The organism is Rhodospirillaceae bacterium, assembly GCA_018660465.1.
Classification (GTDB): Bacteria; Pseudomonadota; Alphaproteobacteria; order Rhodospirillales; family JABJKH01; genus JABJKH01.
This window is the reverse complement of record JABJKH010000114.1, coordinates 24,671-37,143: the sequence shown is the minus strand read 5'-3', so window position 1 is coordinate 37,143 and position 12,473 is coordinate 24,671. Positions and strand designations below refer to the sequence as shown.

Annotated in this window: 10 protein-coding genes, 1 other RNA gene and 1 pseudogene; 9 read left to right on the top strand and 3 right to left on the bottom strand. The window is 54.0% G+C overall.

What is annotated here, in order from left to right:
- The first annotated feature begins 2 nt into the window (after positions 1–2).
- Positions 3–674: an N-acetylmuramoyl-L-alanine amidase gene (locus HOM51_19165; protein ID MBT5036636.1), complete on the top strand. Its 672-nt coding sequence runs from the start codon at positions 3–5 to the stop codon at positions 672–674.
- 11 nt (positions 675–685) lie between these two features.
- A complete protein-coding gene (locus HOM51_19160) occupies positions 686–1,924 on the top strand; it encodes an acyl-CoA/acyl-ACP dehydrogenase (GenBank protein ID MBT5036635.1) in 1,239 nt (412 codons plus the stop codon).
- Between the two features lies 1 nt (position 1,925).
- On the opposite strand, the gene HOM51_19155 is transcribed toward HOM51_19160, so the two are convergent.
- On the bottom strand, positions 1,926–2,834 hold the full coding sequence (locus tag HOM51_19155; protein MBT5036634.1) for an NAD(P)-dependent oxidoreductase: 909 nt from the start codon (positions 2,832–2,834) through the stop codon (positions 1,926–1,928).
- 123 nt (positions 2,835–2,957) lie between these two features.
- Between HOM51_19155 and rnpB the strand changes: the two genes are divergently transcribed.
- Positions 2,958–3,352: RNase P RNA component class A (rnpB, locus tag HOM51_19150), an RNA gene on the top strand.
- A 274-nt stretch (positions 3,353–3,626) separates the two neighbouring features.
- Here the strand turns inward: rnpB and HOM51_19145 are convergent.
- Positions 3,627–4,802 (bottom strand): annotated as a pseudogene (locus HOM51_19145) (hypothetical protein).
- A 206-nt stretch (positions 4,803–5,008) separates the two neighbouring features.
- A complete protein-coding gene (locus HOM51_19140; protein MBT5036633.1) occupies positions 5,009–5,401 on the bottom strand; it encodes a PilZ domain-containing protein in 393 nt (130 codons plus the stop codon).
- A gap of 591 nt (positions 5,402–5,992) precedes the next feature.
- Between HOM51_19140 and HOM51_19135 the strand changes: the two genes are divergently transcribed.
- From HOM51_19135 to HOM51_19110, 6 genes are read left to right on the top strand one after another with little or no spacing between them, the layout of a single operon-like run.
- Entirely contained in the window at positions 5,993–6,469 is a 477-nt protein-coding gene (locus HOM51_19135; GenBank protein MBT5036632.1) for a division/cell wall cluster transcriptional repressor MraZ, read from the top strand.
- A 3-nt stretch (positions 6,470–6,472) separates the two neighbouring features.
- Positions 6,473–7,489 carry a 16S rRNA (cytosine(1402)-N(4))-methyltransferase RsmH gene (gene rsmH, locus HOM51_19130; protein ID MBT5036631.1) on the top strand — a complete coding sequence of 339 codons (1,017 nt, stop codon included), beginning with the start codon at positions 6,473–6,475 and terminating at the stop codon, positions 7,487–7,489.
- Positions 7,489–7,779: a hypothetical protein gene (locus HOM51_19125; GenBank protein MBT5036630.1), complete on the top strand. Its 291-nt coding sequence runs from the start codon at positions 7,489–7,491 to the stop codon at positions 7,777–7,779. Before rsmH ends, HOM51_19125 begins: the two co-directional genes overlap by 1 nt.
- A gap of 20 nt (positions 7,780–7,799) precedes the next feature.
- Entirely contained in the window at positions 7,800–9,566 is a 1,767-nt protein-coding gene (locus HOM51_19120; GenBank protein MBT5036629.1) for a penicillin-binding protein 2, read from the top strand.
- 31 nt (positions 9,567–9,597) lie between these two features.
- A complete protein-coding gene (locus HOM51_19115) occupies positions 9,598–11,025 on the top strand; it encodes a UDP-N-acetylmuramoyl-L-alanyl-D-glutamate--2,6-diaminopimelate ligase (protein ID MBT5036628.1) in 1,428 nt (475 codons plus the stop codon).
- Entirely contained in the window at positions 11,022–12,470 is a 1,449-nt protein-coding gene (locus HOM51_19110; protein MBT5036627.1) for a UDP-N-acetylmuramoylalanyl-D-glutamyl-2,6-diaminopimelate--D-alanyl-D-alanine ligase, read from the top strand. Before HOM51_19115 ends, HOM51_19110 begins: the two co-directional genes overlap by 4 nt.
- The last annotated feature ends 3 nt before the right edge of the window (positions 12,471–12,473 follow it).

The following is a 12,473-nucleotide window of genomic DNA, read 5'->3' as shown; positions in this document are numbered from 1 at the left end:
TCATGGAGACAAACCTGTCGCCCAATTTTGATGTTCGACCAGACGGCGCAGAAATTGACATGCTGGTCTTGCATTATACCGGCATGGAAACCGGCGAGGCAGCGCTGGAAAGGCTCTGCGATTCTGCCGCAAAGGTCAGCGCACATTATCTCATTCATGAAAATGGCGACGTTGTGCAAATGGTTGAAGAGGTGAACCGTGCTTGGCACGCTGGTGTCGCGTCTTGGCGGGGCGAGTCAGATGTTAATGCCCGATCCATCGGCATCGAACTTGTTAACCCCGGTCATGAATTTGGCTACCGTGAATTTCCAGACGCGCAATTGACAGCGTTGGAAGGCCTTTGTCTCGATATCCTTTCCCGACATTCTATACCGGCACGGAATGTGGTCGGTCATTCTGATGTCGCACCTACCCGCAAGCAGGACCCGGGTGAATTGTTTCCTTGGCAGCAATTGGCTGCAAAGAAAATTGGGATATGGCCGCGACGGCTTGGGTCCATATCCAGTTCAACCGACCATGTGGCGGCGCTTTTCTTACTCTATGGTTATGATGTCGAAAACCTCCCCTTGGCTATTGGTGCTTTCCAACGTCACTTCCGCCCCGAACGGGTCGATGGTGTTGCAGATGGTGAGACACTTGGTCTGCTGCGCGGTCTCATTCATCTCATAAATTGAGGACTCTAAATATGAATATGAACGACCATATTTTATCAGAAGACCAACGCATGATGCGCGATACCGTGCATGCCTACATCGATGATGTGGTCGCACCCTATATTCGGGACAACTGGGAAAAAGAATGGTCGATGGAGCCGGCGGATCGGGTGCCGGCGGAAATATTGCAAAAGGCTGATGAGATCGGCATTCGGACCCTCGGCGTGCCGGAGGAATTCGGCGGCATGGAGCTTGATCCCGCGACCGAAGTTCAAACCTTCGCGGTGATTTCAGAAGAGGTCGCGCGGGGCGATTCAGGCCTCGCCGATAAGCTGGCGCAGAACTGGAAGGTATCAGTTTTGTTGCGTAATTTGGCACCGCGTCATTTGCAGGAAAAATGGTTCCCGCGCCTGATGGAAGACCCAAACTTTTTGTTGGCTCATTGCCTGACCGAACCACGCGGCGCATCAGATCGGTGGCTGCCCCACAACGTGCCGTCGGCCAACATGGATACAAAGGCGGTGCTGGAAGACGGCCATTGGGTCATCAATGGACGTAAGCAATTTATCAGCAACGGCTACGACGCGAGCCTTTATGTCGTTTACGCCAACACCAAACCGGACGTCGGGATGGTCCACGGGACGTCGAGCTTTCTCGTGCCCCGCGACACCCCAGGCCTCAGCATCACCAAATGCAACGAGACCATGGGCTGCCGTTTCATGAACAATGGGGAACTGACATTTGAAGACATGCGCGTGCCGGAAGATCATTTGCTGGTTAAAGACGAAGCCATGGGGCATGCGGGGGTTTACTTCCGACCTGGAAAGATACTACAGGCGTCCAAGAATTTAGGCGTCGGCGTGGCCGCGTTTGAGAAAACGGCAGAATACGTCCAGAATTACGTGCAAGGCGGCGCGCCATTGATCAAGCACCAGGCCGTTGCGGTCCGTCTCGCGGATATGGCGACCCGCATCGATGCGATCCGCGCCTTTATCAACTACGCCGCACGGGCTGTTGATGAACGGGTGGGAGATGCGGATAAGCTCTGCAACATGCTCAAGTACCACACGTCTGAGGAAATCATGAAAGTCTGCAAAGACGCACTAGAACTTCATGGCGGCACGGGTGTCATGCTGGAAGCAGGAATTGAAAAATTATTCCGAGACGCCGCCATCTTCATGCACATGGACGCGACCGTAGACATTTCCCGCTTCAAGGTGATCAAGGCCATGTTCCCGGATGCAGCGGGAACCTACGCCGATCCGAAGTAGTTTATTTCTTCTTCGCGTCCGGCGGCCAGTTGTCTCGATCAATGCCTGCGGCTTCTTCTAAAAGCAGGCAGACAGACGCGGTATCGCGTTGTTCCAGACCTCGGCTCATCGCAGCGCGGAAGGGTTGGGCGGCGAGGGAAAACAACGGTACTGGACACCCGATCTCAGCGGCGTAGTTAGTGATGACGTCGAGGTCTTTTTTGAAGAGCAAATTAGTCGCACCGACATCGTCCCAATTGCTGTCCGCCATCAGCTTTCCGCGAACTTCGAACATGCGGCTGGTGCCCGCACTCTCACTGATCACATCAAAGACAAGGTTGGGGTCTAGATCGGCTTTCATGCCCAGCACCATAGCTTCTGCCGTCGCCGTGTTGTGGACGGCGATCAGGTGGTTGGCAACGATTTTCATGCGAATACCATTGCCAAATTCACCGCAGTATTTTTGGCTGCGGGAAAAACCAGCGAACATTGGCATACATTTGTTTACGGCGTCCTCGTCACCACTCGTAAACACGACAAGATCACCCGTGCGGGCCTGATGGCCGGTACCGCTGAGTGGGCAGTCGAGAAGGGTAATGCCAGCGGCAGCAAGCCTGTCACGGGCGGCTTCTTTATCATCAATAGTAAGGGTGCCGGTTTCGACCAGGATCGCTTCTTTGTTCCCAGCCTCGGCGAGTTCAGTCGTCACCGCATGCAGCGCCGCAGGACTTGCCAGAGATAGAATAATGATCTTTGCCAAATTGGCGACCTCGGTCGCGCTGAATTTCACATCCACGCCATTTGATTGGGCACGGGCGATCATACCCGCATCAATATCGAAACCGGCGACGGCGAACCCCGACTTAACCAGATTCGTCGAAATGGCCCCGCCCATGTTGCCAAGACCAATGATACCAATGGTGTTTGTCATTGTCGGGTTATCCTTTTTGTCGATTTATTTTTGGGTGGCCTGCGCGAGTATGGCAAGCCTGAAGTTCTTATCAATAAAGCTACCGGCTTTCAATAAAGACAGAACCGGCTTATCCTGAGCCCACCAGACGGTCGGATGGCTGCTCTTTGTTCCTTTTGGGTGCAAAGGGAGGAAAGTCCGGGCTCCACGGAGACACGGTGCCGGGTAACGCCCGGCGAGGGTGACCTTAGGGAAAGTGCCACAGAAAGCAAACCGCCTGATCCTCTTCGGAGCATCGGGTAAGGGTGAAAGGGTGCGGTAAGAGCGCACCGCGTGCCCGGAGACGGGAACGGCATGGTAAACCCCACCGGGAGCAAAACCGAATAGGGATGGCAGGGCAGCTCGACTGTCCAGGCGCGTTTCCGCGTCGTCGTCCGGGTAGGTTGCAAGAGGCGTCCGGCAACGGGCGTCCCAGATGAATGGCCATCTATCGTTCGCAAGAACGTGGACAGAACCCGGCTTACAGGCCGTCTGGTATTTAATTTATTTATTGAGGCGTTTTTATTATTAGCCCCTCAGGCGCTGGGCGGGCCTCTTCGGCCCCAGATGTTCCGGGGGCTTTCGCCAAACGATTGGCGGCCCGCGGTCGCGGGCTTCTCAAACTAAAGCGACAGGAGTCGCTTTAGCTTTCGGGGAGTTCTAATCTCTAGCTCCACACTTTGACATCCCCCCACCCTCATCCAGAGGAGGGCCTTTAGGCCCGTCTCGAAGGATGCTGAGTAAAGCTCCATCGTCGCCTTGCCACCGGACAAATTACCTAAACAAACTCAGAATACCTTGTTCCGCCTGTCCCGCAAACGCCAGGGCGGAAATGCCGAGTTGCTGCCGGGTTTGCACAGCCAGCAGGTTGGCACCCTCTTCGTTGATGTCGGCCAGGGTCAGTTTTGCGGCACCCTCTTCAAGGTCGTTCACATAACCTTCCGTAAATTCCAACCGAGTCTGCAGTAATGCAACGTTCGACCCCAGTGTCTGGGCATTCGATCGCAATGTCGTCAACGCACTATCCAACTGTTAAATTGCTGTATCGACCTGCGTTGTATTGCCTTCTGCAATGAAGTTGTCGTTGTTTCCAGCAATGCTGAGGATAATGTCAGGGGTGCCAGGAAGGATAGCAATTCCCTCGGCAAAATAACTTGTACTTGTCAAATTAAAAATATCCGTAGCGCCAAGTCCAACCAAACTGACCGAGATAACGTCGCCTGCACTTAGAACAGCAAAACCAAAACCTGATCCGCCGATCCCGATAGTAAGCGAGACCGTCCCGTATGTAATAGTAGGACCAGTTGTAACAAAAGAGCCTGTAAGCACAAGACCAGTGCCCTGATAAGTTAAGGTGACAATAGAACCGCCATTCCCTGTTTTGAGAGTTATTGCCTCCACGCCCGAGTAATTAAATGATGTATCTGAAGCAACAACAGCCTGCCCGATCCCAAGACCCGTTTCCGAAATGTTCGCCGCGTCGACGGTCAATGTGCTGGCGGTTTCGGAGCTGAAGTTAACGACCAGTTGTTCGGCAGTTGAATTGACTAGATTAACACCCTGGAAAGATGTGTCCGTTGTCAATGTCCCGATCTGGCTGCGCAGGGCGTTGAATTGCGTGATCAGGTCGGTGAACTGTGAGCCTGTCGCCGACTTAAGGTTCCCGGCGATGCCTTTTATCTGCCGCACGATTGCCTCGACGCCTTCGATCCCACCAAGAGCGGTTTCAACGGTGCTGATGCCCTGATTAATACCGTCTTTCTTTTCAAGGAAATCAAATGCACGGTCGGCTAGAATCTTGGCTTGGAAGAAAGAAACCGGATCATCTATCGCGCTGGCAACCCGTAGCCCTGTAGACAAGCGCCCCTGTGTGCGGTCAATTAAAGTGGTGCTATCTTTGAGTGAAAGCAGACTGTCACGAACTGCGGCTGATAGCGTAATTTTTCGCATTCTAACGTCACCGAGAAAAGATTTATTTTAAACGAATGCCCTGCATACGTCTGTATTCAAATAATACGTATTGATGCCACATCTCACTCGCAAGGGTTGTATGCGAATATATACTGATTAACGGCAAGAAGTTAATTTTTACTGAAAGATTTATTGTACGTTAACTTATCACTTAATAAATAACATTACGTTCAATCTTGAGACGCCTAGCCCAAAAAACCTTTTTTCTTCTTGGGCAGGGTTTTCTTTTTCTTGGGAACCAGGGGGCGGTGCATGACCAGGGCTTCGACGATGCCGAATTGTTTGGAGGTTAGTTTGTTGAATTTTAGGCCGATGCCTCCGCTTGCCCGTGAAACGCTACGGACGACTTCGGCAAAGGCTCCGAACTCGACCATTTCTTCATCTTCGATCCTGACACCCTTGATCGAAATGTTTTTCCCGAGGGGGAATTTTTCCTTAGCACCAGCGAATGAAATCCCGCCCATGCTGACGTCAATGACCTCGCAGGTCCCGCCGTCCGTGACGAGATACGTTTCATTCAGCGGTCGACGATTGTCGATACGATCATTTCGTTCCACAAATCCCTTGACCGATGCCATGTAACTTTTTCCTTGTTGTCTGCATATGAATTAGCAGAGAAATTTCCCACGAGGTCAAGGGTGGTTTTTATCGCCCCTCAAGCACCGGGCGGGCCTCTTCGGCCCTTTGCTTTCGCCGAACGGTCGGCGGCCCGCGGTCGCGGGCTTCTCAAGCTAAAGCGACAGAGGTCGTTTTAGCTTTCGGGGAGTTTTAATTTCTCACTCCACACTTTGACATCTCCCCATTCTCATCCAGAGGAGGGCTACTAGGCCCGTCTCGAAGGATGCTGAGTAAAGTTCATCGCCTGTCGATTCCCCAAAATTACCACAAATTGACCATCAAAGGGGCGAAATCGACTTTTAGTCTTCTGGCTCACGATCAATGAAAACCAGAGTTGGAAGGCATTGAAAACCCAAGCATTTTCCCGAATATTTCCATAATGTGTCATTGACTCCCATAAATACCCATGCTATTCCAAATATGCCCAGAAGTGTAACTGAGGATTGTTGCACTTGGGGCGCGAAGAATATCTGGGGGTCGAGTGCTGATTTTGCGGCGCAAATTTGGGGCGCAATTGTGGGGCTAAGGGCTTGCGGTTTTTGGGGGATTAGATGGCGCTATTCGCCGGTACGTTTGAGAATAAGGTCGACGGCAAGGGACGCGTGTCCGTACCGGCGCCGTTCCGTGCCGAGCTGGAAGGCGGCCACGCGGGCGCGGTCTATCTTTATCCATCTCTAGAATTTGACGCGATCGAAGCCTGTACCGTCGAGTGGATGGAAGAGATGAAGGCCGGAATCGCCCGTCTGCCTAAGTTTTCCAAGGAACGCCGGGCGCTGTCGATGAGCGTGTTCGGTCGTGCCCGACTAATCAGATTAGAAGAAACCGGACGATTGGTGCTGCCGAAAGATATGGCAGACCGTGCCGGAGTTGCTGATAAGGCCGCATTCGTCGGCATGGGAGATTCATTTTTAATTTGGAACCCGGAAGCGGCGGAGGCCGAACTCAGCGGCGCCTCGCAAACGGTGATTGAAGAAGGCTTAACAATTGAGACGCCGCCTGACCCAGGTGGCGGTGGTAGAGGAGGGTAGATCATGCGTGAGCCGGTCCCCCCCCGTCCCACGTTTTCCCATACACCTGTGCTTTTGCGCGAAGTACTCGACGTCCTGACACCCCAGGACGGCGCGATCTACGTTGACGCGACTTTTGGCGCGGGTGGATATTCTCGCGCAATCCTCGAAGCAGCCGAATGTACGGTCTGGGGAATTGACCGTGACCCGGAAGCGCAAAATCGCGCTGCGGACCTGATCGCACGTTTCCCAGGCAGGCTTACCGTGTTGCAGGGCTGCTACGGCGATATGGCCGAGTTGCTTGAGAATGCTGGCGTCGGACAGGTTGATGGCATCGCTTTCGATCTTGGTGTCTCGTCCATGCAGTTGGATGATCCCGACCGGGGCTTCTCCTTCCGCGCCGATGGCCCCTTGGACATGCGCATGTCGAAAGACGGCATGACCGCAGCCGATGTGGTGAACGAGCTTCCCGAAAAAGAACTTGCCGACGTTATATATAAGTATGGCGAAGAGCGCGCATCCCGGCGGATTGCGAAAACGATCATAGATGTGCGGGCGGATAAGCCGATTACCGGTACCGCCGAATTAGCAAGACTTATCCGTGGCGTCGTCAAAAAATCCAAGGACGGCATTGATCCGGCGACCCGGACATTCCAAGCGTTGCGAATTTATGTGAACGATGAGTTAGGGGACCTGGAACGCGGCCTGCGCGCTGCCGAGGCATTGCTTGTGCCCGGCGGCCGCATGGCCGTGGTTTCATTCCGTTCTCTTGAAGACAGAATCGTAAAGGACTTCATGCGCGTGCGCAGTGGCGCTGCGGCAAGACCTTCACGTCATTTGCCTGTGTCCGCTGAGGATCAGCAGGCAGCCAGCATTCGGCCCGTGCACAGGGGGGCGGTTAAGGCTTCATCCGATGAAGTTTCAACCAATCCCCGCGCCCGGTCGGCGCGATTGCGGGCAGGCGAGAGGACCGATGCACCGGTCTGGCCAACACCCCCCCGTGGGCCGGCTAACGATGATGCAAACAGGAGGGCAGCCTAATGCGTCAAACCACAATGCTATTTGTTCTATTGGCTGGGGCTCTGAGCTTGGCGTTATTTTCCGTCAAATATCAGGTTCAGGACCTTGAAGGGGAGTTGGTTGATCTCAACCGCTCCATCAAGGCAGAGCAGCAAGCGGTTCGTGTTCTTAAAGCTGAATGGAGTCATCTGAACAATCCCGATCGGTTGCGGGGTTTGGCGGAACGGCACCTGGGTCTTGATCAGGTGCGCCCTGAGCAAATGCAGACATTGCAAAACGTCAGCAACAAAAAGGGGGAAGCAACCCGGTGAGTGACCAAGACCTCCTGCCTATGTCTGAAGAGAACACGGTCTTGACCCACGAGGACCCGCCGCGCGTCCACTTCGAAGGTAGCAAAAAGTCTGCCATGGAAACTGGACGAAACCGTTTGTTGGTGACGGGCATGGTGGTTCTTTTAGCTTTCACGGTGGTTGGCGGACGGCTGATCACGCTGGCAACGTCGTCACCTGATGCAGATAAGAAATTCGCCCGCGCCACGGCAAAACCAAATGTCGCAGGACGCGGTGAAATTGTTGATAGACGGGGGGTGATCTTGGCGGCGAGTTTGCCGATTGCGTCGTTGTACGCCAACCCGCAGGGAATTCTGGATGCTGATGAAGCCGCAGATAAGTTAACCGAGATTCTACCCGATTTGAGCAGAGAAGAACTTCTCGTCAAGCTGAGAGGCAAGGGTCAGTTCGTTTGGCTGCGCCGGAATTTGACGCCGCAGCAAGTTTACGACATTAACGCCTTGGGAATTCCTGGTGTTGCATTTGCGGATGGTGAGCGTCGGGTCTTTCCACATGGCCGGGTCGCATCGCACCTACTTGGCATGACAGATGTGGACGGCAAGGGGATCGCTGGTGTCGAGCGTTATTTTGATGATGCGCTCCGCAACGATGGCCGCCGGGTGCAACTGTCCATTGATCTTCGAATTCAGGCGATTTTGCATCAGGAACTGACATCCGTTGTGGCTCGGTTTAATGCATTGGGGGCGGCAGGTGTAATCCTTGATGCCGAAACCGGCGAAGTAACCGCCATGGTTTCGCTGCCGGATTACAATCCAAACGACGCCGGAACCTTGCAAGGCGAAGCCGGATTCAATCGGGTGACCAAAGGCGTTTATGAAATGGGCTCGACGTTTAAATTGCTGACCGCAGCAATGGCGTTGGATTCGGGAAAGGTGTCGTTGCAGGACCGCTATGATGCCCGCAAGCCTATTCGGATCGCTCGGTTTCGCATTACCGATTATCACGGTAAGAACCGTTGGTTGTCTGTGCCGGAAATCCTGATTTATTCATCAAACATTGGTGCCGCCAAGATGGCCATGGATTTAGGCGGCAAGGCGCAGAAGGCGTACCTCGCAAAACTTGGAATGTTGCGTCAATCAGCGGTTGAACTGCCAGAAGTGGGGACCCCCTTATCCCCCGCACGCTGGCGCGATATCAACACCATGACCATTTCCTACGGCCACGGCATTGCAGTCACACCGCTGCAAATGGCTGCGGCCATCGCAACAGTCGTGAACGGCGGCTATTACCGGCCGCCAACGATTTTGAAAAGGGATAAGCCGAAACCGGGGGGCGAAATTATCCACCAAATTTTTTCCGAGAAGACCTCCAGCCAAATGCGCAACCTGATGCGCTTGGTTGTCAGCCGCGGCACGGGCCGCAAAGCGAATGTTCCCGGCTACAAGATTGGTGGCAAGACCGGCACGGCGGAGAAACAGGGGAACGGCGGTTACCGAGAAAAAGCGCTGATTTCGTCTTTCGTCGCGGCCTTCCCAATTGATGCGCCGCGCTATGTGTTGCTGGTACTGGTCGATGAGCCAAAGGGCAATAAGAGCACGTATTACTACGCGACAGGCGGCTGGGTGGCGGCTCCGACCATTGGCAAGCTGGTCCAGCGGATCGCGCCTATGATTGGGATTCGCCCGGTACTAGAGGGCGATAAACCTAAAACCAGTAAGCCCAAAATTAGCAAGCGGCGGCGGGCTCCGGTCAAAGCGGCCTTTGTGCCTTTCTCTACGAAATCTGTGGAGAGGACCGGTGCGCGTTGAGGAACTATGGAATGGAGATGGTGGCGACGTAATGGGGACGGCTGACAACAGGAATGTGGATATCACGGGTTTGACTTGCGATTCGCGTGAGGTCGAACCCGGCTACCTGTTTGCCGCCTTGCCGGGTACTCAATCGGATGGTCGGGACTTTATCGACGAAGCCTTGGGCCGGGGTGCCGTCTGTATTCTGGCACAGTCAGGTACGGTTCTGGAAAAACAGCACCAAGATACCTCTCTATTAGTCGATGATAATCCGCGCCGCCGCTTTGCGTTGATGGCGGCACGCTTCTTCGACGTTCAGCCTGAAACCATTGTCGCCGTAACCGGGACGAATGGTAAGACGTCTGTTGTTTCGCTGGCGCGGCAAATTTGGACAAATTTAGGCCGGTCTGCCGCTAGCATGGGGACGCTCGGGATTTCGGCACCTGAACGCGAGACTGTGGGCAGTTTAACGACTCCTGATCCGGTAGGGTTACACCAAGATATCCGTGATCTTGCAGCAGAAGGCGTGAGCCACTTGGCTGTCGAAGCTTCCAGCCATGGTCTATCTCAGTGCCGATTGGATGGCGTTAAAATAGGGGCCGCCGGGTTCACCAACCTGACCCGCGATCATTTAGATTATCACAAATCGATGGATGAATATTTGGCGGCGAAGGCGCGATTGTTTTCTGAAGTCATGGCCCCTGGCGGTACGGCGGTTTTGAATGCCGATGCGCCGGAGTTCCGGACCCTGACAAAAATCTGTTTAACCCGAGGCCACAAGGTCATTTCTTATGGCTTGGGCCAGGGAGATATACATTGCGAGTCCATCATTGCCACGCAAACGGGATTTAGTCTGGAAATTAATGCCCAAGGTACGCGTGCTGACGTGGCGTTGTCGCTGATCGGAAACTTCCAAATATTAAACGTCTTGTGTGCAGTGGGTCTAGTTCTCGCAGGCGGTGAAGATATCCATGCTGTTTTGCAAACCTTGAGTGCTCTGGAGGGTGCTCCCGGTAGGTTACAAAGAATTAAGGGACACCCAAAGCGGGCCAGCGTTTTTGTAGATTACGCGCATACACCTGAGGCCTTGGCGAGTGTGCTCCGTGCCCTTCGTCCTCATACCAAAGGCAAGCTTTCGGTTGTCTTTGGTTGCGGTGGCGACCGAGACACCGGGAAGCGGCCAGAAATGGGACGGGTTGCTCAGGCATTGGCAAACAAAATTATCGTTACCGACGACAACCCTCGCAGCGAAGATCCCAGCGAAATTCGCGGCCAAGTTCTAAAAGCCTGTCCGCAGGCGCAGGAAATCGGTGATCGCGCCGAAGCCATTTCCACAGCTGTTGCCGATCTTGAGGCAGATGATCTACTGATCATTGCTGGCAAAGGCCATGAAACAAATCAAATCGTTGGCGATAGGGTTCTACCGTTTAGCGATGTCGATGTGACCGAAGCTGCGCTGAAGGAGCTTGGATCATGACCGTGGCTTTGTGGCTTTCATCAGAAGCTGAGACCGCAACCAGCGGGCGGGCGACGCACGACTGGGTTGCCACAGGCGTATCTATCGACAGTCGGACGCTGGAACCAGGTGATCTATTTGTCGCCATTGAGGGCCCTAATTTTGATGGACACAAATTTGTTGGCGATGCCCTGACCAAGGGTGCCGTCGCAGCCGTTGTCAGTCGAGTGCCGAATGCACTGGACTCTGAAACATCTCTGCTGATTGTTGAGGATACCCTAAAGGCGTTGGAAGACCTGGCCGTCGCATCTCGTGCTCGGAGCACGGCAAAAATTATCGCGGTGACGGGCAGTGTCGGCAAAACTGGCACCAAAGAAGTGCTGAAAGAAGTGCTTTCAGCCCAGGGCGAAACCTATGCCACAGAAGGCAGTCTAAACAATCATTGGGGTCTGCCGCTAAGCTTGGCACGACTGCCGCGCACGGCAAAGTTTGGTGTATTTGAATTGGGCATGAATCATCCGGGTGAGATCGAGCCGCTGGTAAAATTGGCACGTCCTCATGTTGCACTGATCACTACAATAGAAGCTGTCCACAGCGCACACTTCGATAGCATCGAAGACATTGCCGATGCCAAAGCTGAAATCTTCTTAGGACTTGAGCCCGGCGGTGTGGCCATCTTGAACCGGGATAATTCTCAATTTGCGCACTTGGCAGCCCGCGCAAAATCCATGGGCGTTAACAATATAATTTCGTTCGGTGCCGACGCGGCGGCTGACTTCAGGGCATTGAATTTTGAAGCCGATGCAGACTCATCTCGCGTCACCGCAGAATTCGCGGATGAGACATTTGAATATCGAATAAGTATTCCTGGGCAACACTGGGTGACAAATAGCTTGGGAGTACTGGGGGGCGTTGCCGCCGCCGGGGGAAATATAGTGGTGGCGGCAACTGTCCTCAAAAATTTGAGCGCGCCAAAGGGACGGGGACGGACTTGTAAAGTCCAGCTTCCCAATGGCGAATTCACCCTCATTGACGATAGCTACAATGCGAGCCCGGTCTCAGTAGCGGCGGCGTTATCCGTCCTTGGTCGGGTTGGCGTCGGGGCAAACGGTCGTCGCATTGCGGTCTTAGGGGACATGCTGGAACTGGGCGCGGACTCGGTTCAACGGCACCAAGCCCTCGCCCTACCGTTGAGCGAAAACAAAATTGATTTGGTGTTTACGGCAGGCACTGACATGGCTTCACTTGCGGACGTTTTACCCGACGAAATGCAAGGCGGCCACGCGGGCAATTCAGAATTATTGGTGCCGGTTGTTCGGTCTGCTGTTCGGGCCGGTGACGCGGTTTCGGTCAAGGGGTCCGCTGGCAGCAAAATGAATGCGGTTGTTCAGGCACTCTTGGCCCTGGATGCGAACATGGACAATACCAACGTGGGCGACGCCCCCTTAGTTGTGAACGGGGGCTGAGGC

Excerpts from the sequence above, each read along its gene's own strand:
- HOM51_19125 (MBT5036630.1), top strand. The coding sequence starts at position 7,489 with ATGCGTCAAACCACAATGCTATTTGTTCTATTGGCTGGGGCTCTGAGC.
- HOM51_19165 (MBT5036636.1), top strand. The coding sequence starts at position 3 with ATGGAGACAAACCTGTCGCCCAATTTTGATGTTCGACCAGACGGCGCA.
- HOM51_19110 (MBT5036627.1), top strand. The coding sequence starts at position 11,022 with ATGACCGTGGCTTTGTGGCTTTCATCAGAAGCTGAGACCGCAACCAGC.
- HOM51_19155 (MBT5036634.1), bottom strand. The coding sequence starts at position 2,834 with ATGACAAACACCATTGGTATCATTGGTCTTGGCAACATGGGCGGGGCC.
- HOM51_19115 (MBT5036628.1), top strand. The coding sequence starts at position 9,598 with ATGGGGACGGCTGACAACAGGAATGTGGATATCACGGGTTTGACTTGC.
- HOM51_19160 (MBT5036635.1), top strand. The coding sequence starts at position 686 with ATGAATATGAACGACCATATTTTATCAGAAGACCAACGCATGATGCGC.
- HOM51_19135 (MBT5036632.1), top strand. The coding sequence starts at position 5,993 with ATGGCGCTATTCGCCGGTACGTTTGAGAATAAGGTCGACGGCAAGGGA.
- rsmH (MBT5036631.1), top strand. The coding sequence starts at position 6,473 with ATGCGTGAGCCGGTCCCCCCCCGTCCCACGTTTTCCCATACACCTGTG.
- HOM51_19120 (MBT5036629.1), top strand. The coding sequence starts at position 7,800 with ATGTCTGAAGAGAACACGGTCTTGACCCACGAGGACCCGCCGCGCGTC.
- HOM51_19140 (MBT5036633.1), bottom strand. The coding sequence starts at position 5,401 with ATGGCATCGGTCAAGGGATTTGTGGAACGAAATGATCGTATCGACAAT.